Annotated in this window: 19 protein-coding genes; 8 read left to right on the top strand and 11 right to left on the bottom strand. The window is 60.9% G+C overall.

Translation table 11 applies throughout. The annotated features are described in order from the left end of the window. Positions 1 to 22 precede the first annotated feature (22 nt). A complete protein-coding gene (gene rph, locus ABIN98_RS18220; RefSeq protein WP_346911994.1) occupies positions 23 to 736 on the bottom strand; it encodes a ribonuclease PH in 714 nt (237 codons plus the stop codon). Positions 737 to 927: 191 nt separating this feature from the next. On the opposite strand from rph, the gene hrcA reads away from it, so the two are divergent. Together hrcA and ABIN98_RS18210 are read left to right on the top strand one after the other, a co-directional pair. After that, on the top strand, positions 928 to 1,977 hold the full coding sequence (hrcA, locus tag ABIN98_RS18215) for a heat-inducible transcriptional repressor HrcA (protein ID WP_346911993.1): 1,050 nt from the start codon (positions 928 to 930) through the stop codon (positions 1,975 to 1,977). A 98-nt stretch (positions 1,978 to 2,075) separates the two neighbouring features. Then, a complete protein-coding gene (locus ABIN98_RS18210) occupies positions 2,076 to 2,879 on the top strand; it encodes a molybdopterin-synthase adenylyltransferase MoeB (RefSeq protein ID WP_346911992.1) in 804 nt (267 codons plus the stop codon). A 70-nt stretch (positions 2,880 to 2,949) separates the two neighbouring features. Here ABIN98_RS18210 and secB read toward each other — a convergent pair whose 3' ends face one another. Continuing rightward, positions 2,950 to 3,462, bottom strand: coding sequence for a protein-export chaperone SecB (gene secB / locus ABIN98_RS18205; protein WP_346911991.1), 513 nt, complete (start codon positions 3,460 to 3,462; stop codon positions 2,950 to 2,952). A gap of 181 nt (positions 3,463 to 3,643) precedes the next feature. On the opposite strand from secB, the gene ABIN98_RS18200 reads away from it, so the two are divergent. From ABIN98_RS18200 to ABIN98_RS18180, 5 genes are all read left to right on the top strand, one after another. Continuing rightward, complete coding sequence (locus tag ABIN98_RS18200) at positions 3,644 to 4,984, top strand: ActS/PrrB/RegB family redox-sensitive histidine kinase (RefSeq protein ID WP_346911990.1); 1,341 nt, start codon at positions 3,644 to 3,646, stop codon at positions 4,982 to 4,984. An 85-nt stretch (positions 4,985 to 5,069) separates the two neighbouring features. Then, a complete protein-coding gene (locus ABIN98_RS18195) occupies positions 5,070 to 5,627 on the top strand; it encodes an ActR/PrrA/RegA family redox response regulator transcription factor (protein WP_346893075.1) in 558 nt (185 codons plus the stop codon). Positions 5,628 to 5,726: 99 nt separating this feature from the next. After that, on the top strand, positions 5,727 to 7,556 hold the full coding sequence (locus ABIN98_RS18190; protein ID WP_346911989.1) for a hypothetical protein: 1,830 nt from the start codon (positions 5,727 to 5,729) through the stop codon (positions 7,554 to 7,556). Positions 7,557 to 7,602: 46 nt separating this feature from the next. Further along, entirely contained in the window at positions 7,603 to 8,130 is a 528-nt protein-coding gene (locus ABIN98_RS18185) for a DUF2380 domain-containing protein (protein WP_346911988.1), read from the top strand. 395 nt (positions 8,131 to 8,525) lie between these two features. Then, entirely contained in the window at positions 8,526 to 10,088 is a 1,563-nt protein-coding gene (locus ABIN98_RS18180) for a cache domain-containing protein (RefSeq protein WP_394701550.1), read from the top strand. Between the two features lie 61 nt (positions 10,089 to 10,149). Here ABIN98_RS18180 and coaA read toward each other — a convergent pair whose 3' ends face one another. From coaA to hisB, 8 genes are all read right to left on the bottom strand, one after another. Next, positions 10,150 to 11,115 carry a type I pantothenate kinase gene (coaA, locus tag ABIN98_RS18175; RefSeq protein WP_346911986.1) on the bottom strand — a complete coding sequence of 322 codons (966 nt, stop codon included), beginning with the start codon at positions 11,113 to 11,115 and terminating at the stop codon, positions 10,150 to 10,152. A 48-nt stretch (positions 11,116 to 11,163) separates the two neighbouring features. Next, a complete protein-coding gene (locus ABIN98_RS18170) occupies positions 11,164 to 11,487 on the bottom strand; it encodes a phosphoribosyl-ATP diphosphatase (RefSeq protein WP_346911985.1) in 324 nt (107 codons plus the stop codon). A gap of 35 nt (positions 11,488 to 11,522) precedes the next feature. After that, positions 11,523 to 12,302, bottom strand: coding sequence for an imidazole glycerol phosphate synthase subunit HisF (gene hisF, locus ABIN98_RS18165; protein WP_346911984.1), 780 nt, complete (start codon positions 12,300 to 12,302; stop codon positions 11,523 to 11,525). Beyond that, entirely contained in the window at positions 12,299 to 13,045 is a 747-nt protein-coding gene (hisA, locus tag ABIN98_RS18160; RefSeq protein ID WP_346911983.1) for a 1-(5-phosphoribosyl)-5-[(5-phosphoribosylamino)methylideneamino]imidazole-4-carboxamide isomerase, read from the bottom strand. The genes hisF and hisA overlap by 4 nt, the downstream gene beginning before the upstream one ends. 65 nt (positions 13,046 to 13,110) lie before the next feature. Then, on the bottom strand, positions 13,111 to 13,398 hold the full coding sequence (locus ABIN98_RS18155) for a DUF1330 domain-containing protein (RefSeq protein ID WP_346911982.1): 288 nt from the start codon (positions 13,396 to 13,398) through the stop codon (positions 13,111 to 13,113). A 12-nt stretch (positions 13,399 to 13,410) separates the two neighbouring features. Further along, positions 13,411 to 14,064: an imidazole glycerol phosphate synthase subunit HisH gene (hisH, locus tag ABIN98_RS18150; protein ID WP_346911981.1), complete on the bottom strand. Its 654-nt coding sequence runs from the start codon at positions 14,062 to 14,064 to the stop codon at positions 13,411 to 13,413. Further along, the gene (locus ABIN98_RS18145; RefSeq protein WP_346911980.1) at positions 14,061 to 14,561 is read right to left on the bottom strand and encodes a DUF2628 domain-containing protein; all 501 of its coding nucleotides are present in this window, start codon (positions 14,559 to 14,561) and stop codon (positions 14,061 to 14,063) included. Before ABIN98_RS18145 ends, hisH begins: the two co-directional genes overlap by 4 nt. 15 nt (positions 14,562 to 14,576) lie before the next feature. Next, on the bottom strand, positions 14,577 to 15,170 hold the full coding sequence (hisB, locus tag ABIN98_RS18140; RefSeq protein ID WP_346911979.1) for an imidazoleglycerol-phosphate dehydratase HisB: 594 nt from the start codon (positions 15,168 to 15,170) through the stop codon (positions 14,577 to 14,579). Positions 15,171 to 15,384: 214 nt separating this feature from the next. Here hisB and pyrF point away from each other — a divergent pair, with 214 nt between their 5' ends. Beyond that, positions 15,385 to 16,113 (top strand): orotidine-5'-phosphate decarboxylase, encoded by a 729-nt coding sequence (gene pyrF, locus ABIN98_RS18135; protein ID WP_346911978.1) that lies wholly within the window; start codon positions 15,385 to 15,387, stop codon positions 16,111 to 16,113. A gap of 9 nt (positions 16,114 to 16,122) precedes the next feature. On the opposite strand, the gene ABIN98_RS18130 is transcribed toward pyrF, so the two are convergent. Beyond that, the coding region (locus ABIN98_RS18130) for an Lrp/AsnC ligand binding domain-containing protein (protein ID WP_346911977.1) at positions 16,123 to 16,355 on the bottom strand (233 nt) is incomplete at its 5' end.

Genomic DNA, 16,355 nt, shown 5'->3' with positions numbered 1-16,355 from the left:
AGTGGTCCTTAGAGGGCGGTCCTTAGAGGATTGCCATTTTCTGCAGGTCGATCAGGCGGTTGACGCCTTTTTTGGCAAGTCCCAGCAGATGGCCGAATTCTTCTTCCGAGAACGGAGCGCCTTCCGCGGTACCTTGGATCTCGACGATGCCGCCCGATCCGGTCATGACGAAATTGGCATCGGTTTCCGCCGTGCTGTCTTCCGCGTAGTCGAGATCGAGAACCGGCGTGCCTTCGTAGATACCGCAGGAAATGGCGGCGATGTGGTCCTTCAGGACGTCCTTCTTCACCATGTCGCGGGCCTTCATCCATTCGATGCAGTCGCGCAACGCGACCCATGCACCGGTGATGCCTGCAGTCCGGGTGCCGCCGTCCGCCTGGATGACGTCGCAGTCGACCGTGATCTGGCATTCGCCGAGGGCTTCCAGATCGACAACGGCACGCAGAGAGCGGCCGATCAGGCGCTGGATCTCCTGGGTGCGGCCGGATTGCTTGCCCGCACTTGCCTCGCGGCGCATGCGGTCGCCGGTGGCACGCGGCAGCATGCCGTATTCGGCCGTCACCCAGCCGCGCTGCTGGCCGCGCAGCCACGGCGGAACACGCTCTTCCAGGCTTGCGGTGCAAAGCACATGGGTATCGCCGAACTTCACCAGGCAGGAGCCTTCGGCATGTTTGGAAACGCCGCGTTCGAGCGTGACGGCACGCAGCTCATCGGCTGCACGTTTGGACGGACGCATCAAGGACCTCTCGTCATTTGCAGGTTTCGAAGCGGAACGCCCCGGTCTCTTGCGCGCCTTGTAGACCCTCAGGCCAAGACAGGTAAAGTCCTGCTTGTGCAACGGACCCATTTTGCGCCTATATCTTTAATATGAACATTGCCGGGGCCCGCAAGACGGATCCGGCGGGCACAATAACGGAGAGAACGGCCTTGAGCCTGAGCGATCTCGATAAAAGATCCCGCGAAATCTTCCGGTCGATCGTGGAGACCTATCTTCAGACCGGCGAACCGGTCGGTTCGCGCAACGTGTCGCGCAGTCTGTCCATGTCCCTGTCGCCGGCTTCGGTGCGAAACGTCATGGCCGACCTGGAGCACATGGGCCTTTTGCATTCGCCGCACACGAGCGCCGGCCGGCTGCCGACCGAAATCGGCCTGCGCTTCTTCATCGACGCGCTTCTGGAAGTTGGCGATCTCAGCCAGGAGGAGCGCCAGCGGATCGATGTCCAGGTCAGGGCGACCCAGAACTACAATTCCTCCGAGCAGGTGCTGACCGAAGCCAGCCAGATGCTGTCGGGCCTGTCGTGCGGTGCGGGCGTGGTCCTGACCCACAAGACCGATATGCGCATGAAGCACATCGAATTCGTCCGGATCGAGCCGCTCAAGGCCCTGGCCGTCCTGGTCGGTGAAGACGGATCGGTTGAAAACCGCATCATTGACCTGCCTGAGGGTCTGCCGGCGTCGGCCCTGGTGGCAGCCACCAACTACCTGAATGCCCATCTCCAGGGGCGCACGCTGAGCGAGGTGCGAAAGGAACTGGAAAAGGTCAGGGAGGCCGATCAGGCCGAACTCGACCTTTTGAGCCGCAAGGTGGTGGACGAAGGGCTTGCCCTGTGGAGCGGCGCGGGCGTGGACGATCCGGGCACTCTGATCGTGCGCGGCCGATCCAACCTTCTCACCGATCTGGAGGCCGCGGAGGATCTGGAGCGTATCCGCTTGCTGTTCGACGATCTTGAAAACAAGCGCGACCTGATCCAGCTTCTGGGTCTTGCCGAAAAGGGCGACGGGGTGCGGATTTTCATCGGCTCGGAAAACAACCTGTTTTCCCTGTCAGGCTCGTCGCTGGTGGTGTCTCCTTACCGCGACCGAGACCAGCGCATTGTCGGGGTGCTCGGCGTCATCGGCCCGACGCGGCTGAACTATGCCCGCGTGATCCCGATGGTGGACTATACCGCCAAGCTGGTCAGCCGAATCCTGGGGTAGACTGATCGGGGGGAAAGCAGCCCGTCGTTTGCATTAGGCGGCCGGCGATCCGATATGATAGGGATCCGGCGCCGAATTGATCGATCTGGAAAGAACCCATGCTGACACCTGCCGAACTGGAGCGCTATGCCCGTCACATCGTGATGCGGGAGATCGGCGGGCCGGGCCAGCAGAAACTGAAGAACGCCCGGGTGCTGGTGATCGGCGCCGGCGGTCTCGGGGCGCCGCTGCTGCAGTATCTGGCGGCGGCCGGCGTCGGAACACTCGGTGTCGTCGATGACGATACGGTTTCGCTGTCCAATCTCCAGCGGCAGGTCATCCACGACACCGACCAGCTCGGCGAGCCGAAGGTGGCGAGCGCCGCTGAAGCCATCGCAAGGCTCAATCCGAACGTGAAGGTCGAGCCCTATCCGACGCGGATCGCGGGCCACAATGCGATGGCGCTTGTGTCCAACTACGACATCGTTGCGGACGGTTCGGACAATTTCACCACCCGTTATCTGGTTTCGGACGCCTGCTTTTTTGCAAAGAAGCCATTGGTCACGGCCGCTGTCGGCCAGTTCGACGGCTCGATCACGACCCTGAAGCCATTTGAAGCCGATGCAGAGGGCAATCCAAACCCTTCCTATCGGTGCCTGTTTCCGGAAAAACCGCGCGACGGACTGTTGCCGACCTGTGCGGAAGCCGGTGTGCTCGGCGCCCTGACGGGGATCATCGGCACCATGCAGGCGATGGAGGTGATCAAGGAGATCACGGGCGTCGGCGAAAGCCTCGTCGGCCGGCTGATGATGTTCGATGCCCGCTCGTTCCGGATGGAAACCGTCCGTTACCGACGGTCGCCGAAAAACCCGCTCCATGGCGACAATCCGAAGACCTGGGCGGATCTGCTGGAAGACGCCTGAAAAGCAAAACCGCGACACCTTTCGGCATCGCGGTTTCTTGAATTCAGAAACTTGAACGGCTTTGGCCGGCTCAGTTCGGCTTTTCCTGCGAGCCCGCAGCCTGCTGGGCAGCGGCCTGCTGGGCCATGTTCTGCCGGTAAAGCTGGGCGAAATCGATCGGATCGAGCAGCAGCGGCGGGAAACCGCCATTGCGGGTGGCGTCGGCCAGGATGCTGCGGGCGAACGGGAACAGCATGCGCGGGCACTCGATCATCACGAACGGATGCATATGCTCCTGCGGCACGCCGGTGATACGGAAAACGCCGGCATAGACGAGTTCGACGGCGAACATCACCATATCCGGGCGTTCGGCCTTGGTGCTCAGCGTCAGGATCACTTCGAACTGGTCTTCGCCAAGAGGAGCTGCGTTGACATTCACGTTGATGTCGAGCTTCGGCTGTTCGCCTTGCTGCAGCGACATGGGCGCATTCGGATTTTCGAACGAGAGATCCTTGATGTACTGGCCAAGGATATTCATGCCCGGTGCTGCGGCTTGTGCGTTCTCCGGCTGCGGCTGTGCGCCGGCATCATTCGTATCGGTCATCGTGTCTCATTCCGTTTCGCGGTGCTGGTCGGACTGACAGGGTGCCAAATATCGAAACACCCGGCTGGCGGCCCGCGGGCGCCGCGCAGCTCCTTTTTCGGGGCTGGCTATCACTTAGGGCCGCGTCACACAAGGGCATCGACCTTGCCAGACGCGGGAAAGCGCTTCAAAAGGGGAGGCCATGCCAGAATTGTTCGACACCGCCACCCCGCTGCCACACCGCCGATTGAAGCTCGATACCCTGGTCCGCCTGCGCTGGCTTGCGGTCGGCGGGCAGACAGCGGCACTGCTGGTGGTCAATATCGGTCTCGGCTATCCGCTGCCGATCGGCGTTGCCTTTTTCCTGGTGGCACTTTCGGCGTGGCTGAATGTCTTTCTGAAGATCTATTATCCGTCGCCCTTGCGGGTCTCGGAAGGCGCGGCCGCCTTTCAGCTCGCCTATGACGTCCTGCAGATGAGCGGCCTGCTGTTCCTGACCGGCGGGCTTGGCAATCCGTTCGCCTTTCTGCTGCTTGCGCCGGTGATGGTATCGGCAACGGCGCTGTCGGCTTTCGACACGATCAAGCTCGGCGTGCTCGCGACGCTCTGTGCCAGTCTCCTTGCCGTATTCCACTATCCGCTTCCCTGGCCGGGGCAAGAGGAATTCTCGCTGCCCTTCGTCTATTCTCTCGGCGTCTGGGTGGCGCTGGTCTCCTCGCTGGGGTTCATGGCCACCTATGCGTTCCGGGTGGCCGAGGAAGCCCGCCAGCTTGCCGACGCTCTCACGGCGACGGAGCTGGTCATGGCCCGGGAGCAGCATTTGAGCGCCCTGGACGGATTGGCGACGGCCGCCGCACACGAACTTGGAACGCCGCTTGCGACCATCTATCTCGTCGCCAAGGAACTCGCCGACGAACTCCCGAACGATGGCGACTACGCCGAGGACATCGCCCTTATCCGGTCTCAATCCGAACGCTGCCGGGAAATTCTGCAAAAGCTCAAGTCGCTTTCCAGCGATGAGGACCGGACCTTCCAGCGCATGCCGGTGTCGCAGCTGATGGAAGAGGTCGCCGAACCCTTGCGCGGCTTTGGGGCCGAGATTTCGGTAAAATCGGCCGGTGAGGGTCCCGAGCCGGTCGGGTCGCGCAATTCGGCCATTCGTTATGGATTGGGCAACATTGTCGAGAACGCGATTGATTTCGCGGAAAAAAGCGTCGAACTCTCAGCAACTTGGGATGCCCGTGCGGTCAGCATTTCAATCCGGGACGACGGACCGGGTTTTGCGCCCGAGGTCCTGACAAAGATCGGGGACCCTTATGTCTCGGTCCGCAGCATGATACCCGGGCGCCGGTCGACCGGCGGGGGGTTGGGGCTTGGTTTTTTTATCGCAAAGACGCTGCTTGAACGCACGGGCGCCAAGCTGTTCGTGGAAAACCGGGCACCGCCTGAACACGGGGCTCATATTCGTGTGACATGGCCGCGCAGCGCGATTGAATCGCTTGACAATGTGGACGCACCAGATTTTTCCCGGCATAAAGATTGATACATAGCGGTTTCGCAATAAATGGAGTCTGGGACGACATCGGTATCCCAACTCAGATGCGAACAACAAAAATGGGATCGTTACAATGTCCGACCCAGCACTCGGGATGGAAAACGTCGAAGATAAAAGTCTTCTGATCGTCGATGACGACAAGGCATTCCAGCAGCGCCTTGCCCGCGCGATGGAAAAGCGCGGGTTCACCACGGAAACGGCAGACGGCGTGCGTGAAGCCGTTGCCAAGGTCGGAGCCCATGCGCCGGCATTTGCAATCGTCGACATGCGCCTTGAAGACGGCAACGGCCTGGATGTGATCGAAGCCATCCGTCAGCGCAGGCCGGACTCCCGGGCGATTATCCTGACCGGATACGGCAACATCGCAACGGCAGTGACGGCGGTGAAGCTCGGTGCGGTCGACTATCTCGCCAAGCCGGCCGATCCGGACGATATTGCCGCCGCACTCGGGCGCAAGCCCGAGGAGAAGGCGCCGCCGCCGGAAAATCCCATGTCTGCGGATCGTGTCCGTTGGGAGCATATCCAGCGTGTCTACGAGTTGTGCGACCGGAATGTTTCGGAAACGGCGCGCCGGTTGAATATGCATCGCCGGACGTTGCAGCGCATCCTGGCCAAACGCGCACCGCGCTGAAATCGCAAATCCCGAAAGACTCTTGCCCTTTCCCTGCCATTTTGACTAAGTACCCGGCAAATTGACGGTCCTGAATTTGGCGATCCACGGAGACTGCCCATGCGGCTGCAGGCTGCCGGCCCCTTACACCAATCGGTTTCCAATCTGACTTCGGCTTTAGGAGTGGCCGCCTTTGCGTTCGTGGTCATGGCCGCGACGCAGCTTCACGCGCAAACCCCGCCGGAAACGATGCGGATCAATGTGGTTCCGCCGAAACCTGCCATCCGTTCGATCACCCTCGGCAAGCGATACAAGCCGATCATCAACCGGGACGATGAAGGCGTCATCATCGATACGCTCGGCAGCGCGGATACGGCGCCGCCGTGCGAGACCGAGCTTGAGGTAACGCTGGAAAACAGCCGTGTTCTTCACCGGAAGGTGAATATCTGCACGGGCAATACGCTGTCGGTGGATGTCGCATCCGATGGAAAGCCCGGTAGCGCCCGCGTGATCGAGGGGACGGCTGGGCAGGCCTATACGCCGAAACCGTCCGACGAGACGGTCACCCCTGCCTATAACACCGATACGGCAACGCCGTCTGGAACCGGCAACGATACCGCATCCGGCCGCGGGACCGATTCCTTCGAGCCGCTGACGCCCGACGAAACAACGGATCCCGCGTCTGACGACGCGTTTTCGAAGGACGGCGTCATCGGCCAGGATCTTCCGGTGCTTGGATCGGAAACGCAGCCGGGCCAGAGCCCGGATGTTGCGGACACGCCCTCCGATGTTCCCGGCATTGTCTCGTCACAGCAGGATGTCCTGGTCACACCTTCCGAAGACCGGGTCTGGAACGCGGTACCCGGAAATCTTCCGGGCGCAAGAACAAGCCTGACCCATGGCGTGCCTCAAACTGACGACAACGACTTCTTCGCGGTCTGTCAGACGCAATCCGGCAATGCGACCATCGTCTTCAGTCAGACTTCCGCGAATACCCGCGAAGGGGCCTATCAGACGGTTCGGGTGAGTGCGGGTGGTTTCGACCAGACCTTTGAGGCTGTCGGGTCGTCCACCAGCAACCAGTATGGCCAGTCGTTCCCGCAAGCCGTGGTGCCGATGACGGATCCGTTCTGGGAAACCTTGATCCGGGAATCGGAAATCCACATTGAGATCGAAGGCGTGCCGCCCTATTCGGTGTCGCTCAAGGGCAGCGCCAACCCTGTGAAGCTGTTCGTGGCCACCTGTGGTCAGCCGCAACAGATCGTTTCCGACGATGGAATTCCCGTCAACACCGGCGAGGAGGCTGGCACGGACGCGCCTTGCAGCGAACTTGGTCGGATCCGTTCCATCGAAGGTGTCAGGCCGGGGCAGATCGTGTTCCGCAACATGAGCCGGGAACCGGTCGAAGTACACTGGATCGACTATTCGGGAGGCGAGCGGCCTTACGCCCGTCTGGAGCCCGGCCAGATCCTGGAGCAGCAGACCTATGTGACCCATGCCTGGATGGTTCGCAGCGCATCAGGTCAATGCCGGGGCATCTACGTCACCCGAACGCCCTATCGGGAAGTGGTGATCAATGGCGCGCCCCAACCGATGGCGCCGAACCCCAATTTCGGCTTTCCGAATGAAACGACGCCTGCCGGTCCGATTCCACCCGGCAATGTCGGGGGAGGCTTTCAGCCTTCGGACGGCAACTACTCCGTTGGCCCGCAAGCCGGCGTGGGAGGGGACGCCGACTATCTCTGCACGGCAGGCGTGGACCTGCATGTGACGTTCTCGCCAGACGGGCGCACCGCGACCGTCGCCGAGATGGGATATGGCGTTGCGACACTGACCAGGCAGGGGAACGGGTTCTACTATGCCGGCCAGGGACAAGTCCTTAAAGGAGATCTTCAGAATGCGACCTGGTCCCGTCCCGGATTGGCCGATGTCTTCTGCGCGAAGCGATAGGGTTACCTCAAACCCCAGGGAGCTTCGGAGGTAACTTGAGGTTGAAGTGGCTGATTGTGCAGCCGCTCGAAATTCGCTAATGTGTAATGATGGACGGGAGGATCTGTCGTTGCGCTGTATTTTTCTGACATTGGCGGCTCTCGTTCTTGTTGCCCCTGCATATGCGACCACCCTCGGGGTCATGCCCATCAAGATGCTCGATACATCGGGGGAGGTCCGTGATCAGAGCGCCGCGCATAGCACAAGAATCGTTGCTATCAATAAGGCCCTGGAACGGGATCTGGCCGAGCAATACAGCAAGATCGTCATGATCCCGGCGCAGGATGTAGCCTCTGTCTGTCCGGTGGAAGATCCGCAATGTCTGCTCGATATCGCGGCAGCCGCCGGCGCCGATAAGGCGCTTTTCGTGTCGATCGTGAAGACCTCGACACTCATCATGCGAATGTATGTCCAGATCGTCGACGTCCCGCAAAAGGCTGTCGCACAAAAGCGGGAACTTAATTTCCGCGGTGATACCGATGAGAGCTGGCAACGGGCCGAACGATTTCTGGTGCGAAATCTCAAGGAGCCGTAAGATTTCCATGCGGCGAAATCGGCAAACGTAGAATCGTTGTGTGTCGATTCAAATCGCTCACGTCCGCTGGAATCGAACGGCGCGTCAGTTTCCTTGTGTTGTGGAACGTCAACGCTTCAGAATCGGAAACGGTGTATTTCTTAGGTATAAATAACAATTCATCAGCGTCATTCCGTAAGTAAAAGCGCTATAAGAGCCGGTTTTTAATGCCTTTTTAAAGCATTCGGGACTTTCTTCAATTCGAAACCCGGAAACAAGGTGTTCGAATCATGTCCTTTGCACGTTGGCCCTTCGCGTGGAAAATTGCCCTCCCGGCAGTGACGGTATTTGTTTTTACGCTCGTTATCGCAGCCATCAGTCTTTCTTCGCTTTATTCAACCATGCTTGATGAGCGGTTGAAGAAAGTTGAGCAGATAACCGAAACGGCTGTCTCGATCGCGGCTGGCTATCACCAGAAAGAAGTCAGCGGGGAGATGTCCCGGGAAGAGGCCCAGGAAGCCGCCAAGGCTGCTATTGGGGCCATGCGGTTCGAGGGCAACAACTACATTTTCGTATACACCAATGATTCCGTTACGCTGGTCCATCCGAATGCCGACATGATCGGCAAGGATCTCAGTGATTTGACCGATGCCAACGGTGTTCACATCATCGATGGTCTCGTCGCAGCCGCAAAGGCAGGTGGCGGTTCCCTGCTTTATCAGTGGCCTCGCGCCGGCAGCACGGAGCCGATCGATAAATACGGCTGGGGTGCTTCGTTCGAACCTTGGGACTGGATGCTCGGTTCAGGCGTTTATGTGGATGATCTGAATGCCGCCTACTGGCAGCATGCCGGGCTTGTGATCCTCATTATGCTGGTCGGTGCCGCCGTCTCGGCAGGTGTTGTGATCTTTGCGGTGCGCAATACGGTTCGGCCGCTGACGGCGCTGACGCGCAACATGAACAGTCTTGCCGACGGTGACAGTAATATCGAGATCTCCGGCACCGACCGCGGCGACGAAATCGGCCAGATGGCCATCGCGATGGAAGTCTTCGTCCGTAATGAAAATGCCCGGAAGCGTCTGGAGGAGGAACAGCTTGCCGTCCAGAAGGATGCCGCGCGCCGGGGTCAGGAAATCCAGGAGCTGAGCGGTGACTTCGATCGCCAGATCATGGAAATGATGGGTATCATCGATACCTCGGTGGCAAGTCTGCAGGACGCGTCCGCGGATATGACCAAGGGTGCGGCCCAGACGAACGAGCAAAGCGGACTGGTCTCCAACGCGTCTTCCCAGGCTGCCCAGAATGTGGAAACCGTGGCCGCCGCGGCGGAAGAACTGTCCGCATCGGTCAATGAAATCAGCCGCCAGGTCCATGCGTCCAGCGATATTGCCGCGAAAGCAGCGTCCGAAGCCGGCTCGACCAATGAACGGATGAACGGCCTGTCGGAAGCCGCCGGCCGGATCGGTGAGGTGGTCACGCTCATTCAGGCGATTGCCGAACAGACCAACCTGTTGGCCCTCAACGCGACCATCGAAGCGGCCCGCGCGGGCGAAGCCGGCAAGGGCTTTGCGGTGGTGGCCGCCGAAGTCAAGGAACTGGCGAACCAGACGTCCAAGGCGACCGAAGAGATTTCCAGCCAGATTTCCGCAATCCAGGGCGAAACCCAGACTGCGGCAACCGCCATTTCCTCCGTGACGGAAATCATCAACCAGATGAATGAGATCGCCCACTCGATCTCGGCCGCGGTCGAGGAACAGGGGGCTGCGACCCAGGAAATCGCGGTCAATGCGACAGAGGCCTCCCGCAGCACCGTGGAAGTGACCACCAGCATAGAAAGCGTCGCCGAGGCTGCGGAGAACACGCGTAACACCGCCGAAATGGTGGATGACGCAGCTCAACAGCTGCACAAGAACGCGGATTCCCTGAGGTCTCAGGTCGCAACGTTCCTGGAAGAGGTCAGGAAGCGGTCCGCCGCCTGATCCGGCTTATCTGGAAAGCAAAAGGCTCTGCCCGGCGGGCAGGGCCTTTTTTTATTGCAGCTCAGATCTTGCGCAGCGCGACCTTCGCAATCCGGTGGCTGGCGTCCTTGGTCAGGATCAGATCGGCGCGCGGGCGGGTCGGCAGGATGTTTTCGCGCAGGTTTTCCAGGTTGATGTCGTTCCAGATCTGGTAGGCGGTCTCCAGCGCTTCCGCGTCGGAAATCCGGGAATACTTGTGGAAATAGGAGCTGGGATCGCGGAAGGCGGTTTCCCTAAGCCGCATGAAGCGTTCCACGTACCAGTTCACCAGAAGCTCTTCGTCCGCGTCGATATAGACGGAAAAGTCGAAGAAATCGGACACGAACGGGACCGCGCGGCCATCCTTGGGCAATTCGCGGGTCTGCAGCACGTTCAGGCCTTCCACAATCAGGATGTCCGGAGTGTCGACCGTGACCGTGTGGCCCGGCATGACGTCATAGTAGAAGTGGGAATAGACCGGAGCCCGGACGTGGCGTTTGCCGGCCTTGATGTCGGACAGGAATTTCAGAAGCCGCGGCCGGTCGAAGCTCTCCGGAAAGCCCTTCTTGTGCATGATGCCTTCGGCTTCGAGCACCGCGTTCGGATAGAGAAAGCCGTCGGTGGTGATCAGGTCGACCTTCGGGCTCGCCGGCCAGCGGCCCAACAGCGCGCGCAACACGCGTGACGTGGTCGATTTTCCGACTGAAACCGACCCGGCGACACCGATGATGAACGGCGTCTTGTGGTCCCACAGGCCCAGAAAGGTCTGGGTTGCCTGGTGCAGGCTGACGGTCGCCTCGGCGTAATAGGCCAAAAGGCGCGACAGCGGCAGGTAGATCTTCTCCACCTGCTCGATGGACATGGGGTCGTTGAGGCCCTGAAGTTCCGCCACTTCGGACGCCGTCAGCGTCATGGGCGTATCGGCTCTGAGCCGCGCCCATTCCTTCTCGGTGAAGACCCGATAGGGAGACAGGTCCATGTCTCCGTTCGCAGCCACTTTCTGATCCATGTGCAGTTGCAGTCCGTGCTGCGTGAGATCCGTGGGCCCCGACTCGTTCTAGTCCTGAGGCCTCGACGCCTTTTCTTCAAGACCGGTCTGTCCGGTCCGGCTTGCCAGTTCCGCCATCACGTCTTCAAGCGGCACATCGGCCACCTTGAGGACGACCAGCAGATGATAGAGAACGTCCGCGGCTTCAGCCGTCAATTCGTCCTTGTCGTCCCGAACCGCGGCAATGGCCGCTTCGACCGCCTCTTCTCCGAGTTTCTGGGCACATTTGGCCACGCCCTTGCCGACTAGCTTGCGCGTATAGGACTTTTCATCGTCGCTGTTCGCACGTGCAGCAATAATTGCGTCGAGATCGGCCAGAGTGAAATTCGTCATTCGTCTAGTCTTTTCCGAATTTGAAAGCAGACCGGTCACGCATCGAGCCGCATGAGGATACCGGCGTCATTCATATACGCCTTTGTTTCATGAATTGTGTACTCCCCAAAATGGAAGATAGAGGCGGCCAGAACAGCGGTCGCATGCCCGTCCCGAATGCCTTCCACCATGTGATCGAGGTTACCGACGCCACCGGAGGCGATCACCGGCACCGGCACCGCATCGGCAATCGCCCGGGTCAGGGCGATGTTGTAGCCCGATTTTGTGCCGTCCCGGTCCATGGAGGTCACCAGCAGCTCGCCCGCGCCCAGCTCCACCACCTTTCTGGCGAATTCGATGGCATCGATCCCGGTCGGCGTCCGCCCGCCATGGGTGAAAATCTCGAATTTTTCCGGCTCGCCTTCCGCGTTCACCTGCTTGGCGTCGATGGAGACGACGATGCACTGGGATCCGAATTTCTCCGCAGCCTCGCGCACGAAGTCCGGGTTCTTCACCGCAGCCGTGTTGATCGACACCTTGTCGGCACCGGCAATCAGCAGCTTGCGGATGTCCTCCACCGTGCGCACGCCGCCGCCGACGGTCACCGGCATGAAGCAGGCCTCCGCCGTGCGCCGCACCACGTCATAGATCGTGTCGCGGCCTTCGTGGCTGGCGGTGATGTCGAGGAAGCAGAGCTCGTCGGCCCCGGCCGCGTCATAGGCCTTGGCCGCCTCCACCGGATCGCCGGCATCGACAAGGTCGACGAAGTTGACGCCCTTGACGACACGGCCGTCCTTGACGTCGAGACAGGGAATTACGCGGGCTTTGAGGGTCATGATGCCTCCTTGCGGGCAGCACGGATCAGGTCCATTGCCTCTTTCGGATCGAGACGCCCGTCATAGAGCGCCCGGCCGGAAATGGCGCCTTCCAGAATGGCGCAGTCGGGTTGCAGCAGCCGCTTGACGTCCTCGATCGAGGCCAGGCCGCCGGATGCAATCACGGGGATCGAGACAGCATGGGCCAGTTCCAGCGTCGAGGGAATGTTCAGGCCCTTGAGTACGCCGTCCCGGTCGATATCCGTATAGATGATGGCGGAGACGCCGGCGTCCTCGAACCGTTTGGCGAGATCAACCGCTGTCAGTTCGGAGGTTTCAGCCCAGCCCTCGACGGCGACGTAACCGCCCTTGGCGTCGATCCCCACCGCAATCTTGCCCGGGAACCGGCGGCAGGCTTCTTTCACCAGCTCCGGATCGCGCACGGCGACAGTGCCGAGAATGACCCGGGTGATGCCTTTTGAAAGCCAGGCTTCGATGTGCTCCAGCGTCCGGATGCCGCCGCCGAGCTGAACCGGGTTCTTCGTCGCCTGCAGGATCGCGTCAACCGCGTCGCCGTTGCGGCTTTCGCCGGCAAAGGCGCCGTTCAGATCGACCACATGCAGCCACTCGAAGCCCTGGTCCTCAAAGGCCTTGGCCTGGGCGCCGGGATCGTCGTTGAAGACGGTCGCCTGGTTCATGTCGCCCAGCTTCAGGCGTACGCACTGACCGTCTTTCAGGTCGATGGCCGGGAAAAGAAGTGTCATTCGGTCTTACATTCCTTCGGAACCGGCGTGGCCGATGCCGTCATGTTCTGTGGTGTCGGTGCCGGTCAGGCGCCTTCGACAATCACCAGGTTGCCGTCGGCACAGGACTGGCGGATTTTCGCGGCCACCTGGTATTCCGGCGAGTTATAGCAGTCGAGCGCCTGCTGTTTGCTATCGAATTCGATGACCACGTGGCGGTTGCCGACGGTGCCCTCGATTTCGGAAAAATCACCACCGCGCACCAGAAAACGGGCGCCGTATTTCTCGAAGGCCGGCTTGGCCGCGGCGACATAGTCCGGATATTTCTCCGGATTATGAATGGTGACGTAGGATATCCAGTAGCCCTTTGCCATGATGTCCTCCCCTCAAGGCGTCCAGTCCAGGAAATTGGCAATCAGCGCCAGCCCGAGCCGCTGGCTCTTTTCCGGGTGGAACTGGGTGCCGACCATGTTGTCCTTCGCCACCATCGCCGTGAACGTGCCACCGTAGTCGAAGGTCGCCAGACGGTCGGCCTCGCTGGTGCAGGCAAAGTGATAGGAATGGACGAAATAGGCGTGCAGCCCGTCCGGTCCGGTATCGATATCCTTCAGCACCGGATGACTGCCGGCGCGGACATCGATCGTGTTCCAGCCCATGTGTGGGATCTTCAGGGACGGGTCGGACGGGGTCATCTCGACCACGTCGCCCTCGATCCAGCCGAGCCCGTCCACGGTCTCGAATTCCAGCCCGCGAGCGGCCATCAGCTGCATGCCGACGCAGATGCCTAAAAACGGTTTGCCCTGAACCCGGACGGCCTCTTCCAGCGCGTCGATCATGCCGTCGACGGCGGCAAGGCCGCGCTTGCAGTCGGCAAAGGCGCCGACGCCCGGCAGGACGACACGATCCGCCTTAAGGACGTGATCCGGATCGGCCGTGACCACAACGTCCGGATTGAGGGCATGATCGCGGGCAGCGCGCTCGAATGCCTTGGCCGCGGAACGCAGGTTCCCCGAGCCGTAATCGATAATAGCAATACTCATCTTCGGGTCTCCTGGCCGAATGTCAGGCCGACGACATGTTCGGTTCCGATCCGGGGAATGATCGGGTGTGCGGTCGGATGCGGCGGGGCCGGCGTTTCCGGGGCTTTCGGTGCCTCGTCTTCCAGACCGCGGAAGAACCGCAGTTCGGCCTCCTCGACATCGGCGCCGCAGGCAACGGCGATCATCCGCCAGCCTTTGCGCTCGAGTGTCCAGCGGCGCAAGCCATTGGCCTCGAAGGCAAACAGCAGCGAAATCGCGAGGGTGGCGACCGCGGGCGCGGCATCGCCGATCATTGCTGCCGCCAGTTCCAGGGCGGTTGCGACGACCAGATAGCCGAGCAGAACCAGCCACATCCTGTGCCACAGCAGGTAGATCACGGAAAAGCCGAAGGCGAACCAGGAAAAGCGGTCGGCAATGAAGACAAGCCGATCCGCCGCTTCCGGGCTAGCCGCGGGATCTCTCACGTCCGGCGGTGCCATGACCATGTAAGTGCTCATCAGCCGGTCCGTCCGTTAGCCGCCAAGCTGGCCCTTGGTGGTCGGCACCCGGTCGGCCTGGCGCGGATCGATCTCCACGGCCTTGCGCAGGGTGCGGGCGACCGCCTTGAAGCAGGTCTCGGCGATATGGTGGCAGTTGGCGCCGTACAGATTGGCGATATGCAGCGTGATCCCGGCGTTCATGGCGAAGGCGCGGAAAAACTCCTCGAAGAGTTCCGTGTCGAAGTCGCCGACCTTGTCCCGGTCGAAGGTCACGTCCCAGACCAGGAACGGCCGCCCGGAAACGTCGAGCGCGCAACGGGTCAGCGCCTCGTCCATGGCAAGGTGCGTGTCCGCGTAACGGGTGATGCCGGCCATGTCGCCGAGGGCCTGGGAAATCGCCTGACCCAGCGCGATCCCGGTGTCTTCCACCGTGTGGTGGAAGTCGATATGGGTGTCGCCTTCGGCACGGACGGTGATGTCGATCAGCGAATGGCGCGCAAGCTGCTCCAGCATATGGTCGAAAAATCCGACGCCGGTCGCCACGTCATAGGCGCCCGTGCCATCGAGATTAATGTCGACGGAAATGCAGGTTTCCTTGGTGTTGCGCGAGATTTTCGCTGTGCGCATCTGCTTCCCTTTCATACGGGCTTTCTCGGGCGTGCCGGTCATCGTTCCGGCAGACCGGCGCCGTTTTAGCAGGCAGACCGGCCCATGGGAACACTTATCCGGACAAGGAAAACACGGAGTAGCCGATGACGGTGTTTCATCTGGCCCATCGGCGGCTGCGGTGTTAAGCACTGCGTGCTTCCGCCCGCATTGCCACCGAATCGAGGATCCGCCCATGACCGTGAGCCCTTTCAAGCCCGCAAACGCCCGTGAACGCCTAATGCTGCCGCTGGATGTACCGACGGTCGAAGAGGCAAGGGCCCTGGTCGACAAAACCGCCGGCGCGGTCGGGATCTACAAGATCGGCATGGAGCTACAATTCGCCGGCGGACTGGAGCTGGCGCGGCAACTGGCATCGGAAGGTCACCAGATCTTCCTCGACGTGAAACTGCACGATATCGACAACACCATCTACAGCGCGGTCCGCAATGTCGCCAAGATGGGCATGCGCTTCATGACGCTCCATGCCTATCCGAAGACCATGCGCGCGGCGGTCAAGGCGATCCGGGAAGACGGTGTGACGGATCTCTGCCTGCTTGGTGTTACGGTGCTCACTTCCATGGACGATGACGACCTGCATGAGGCTGGTTACCGGGGTCGGGTGGCGGAACTGGTGGCAAAACGTGCCGCCGATGCGCGCGTCGCCGGCATGGGCGGTATCGTCTGTTCACCGCAGGAAGCAACCGCCATGCGTCCTATCCTGGGTGATGAACTGGTCATGGTAACCCCAGGCATCCGTCCGGCAGGCAGTGCGGCGGGCGACCAGAAGCGCATCATGACCCCCGGTGACGCCATTCGGGCAGGCAGCGATTATCTCGTCGTCGGTCGCCCGATTTCGAAAGCCGACGATCCTCGGGCCGCGGCGGAGGCGGTCGTCGCGGAGATTCAGGAAGCGCTGGCCTGATTTAGGGTGTTAGCGCTCTGCGGTCATTTCCTTCACCGGTAGGGGACGTTGTTCTTCAATCGCTTCCATGGCGAAATAGGACGTGACCGAATCCAGCTCCACCCCGGCAATCAGCCGCTGGTAGACCCCGTCATAGGCGGTCATGTCCTTCGAGACGACCTTGAGCAGGTAATCGTAGTCTCCGCCGATACGGAAGAAGTCGATCACTTCCGGAATTGATGAAACGTGCCTGCGGAAGGTCT

Origin of the sequence: uncultured Roseibium sp., from assembly GCF_963675095.2 — a bacterium.
Taxonomy (GTDB): domain Bacteria; phylum Pseudomonadota; class Alphaproteobacteria; order Rhizobiales; family Stappiaceae; genus Roseibium.
The sequence above is the reverse complement of the archived record's forward strand: the minus strand, read 5'-3'. Positions and strand labels throughout refer to the sequence as shown.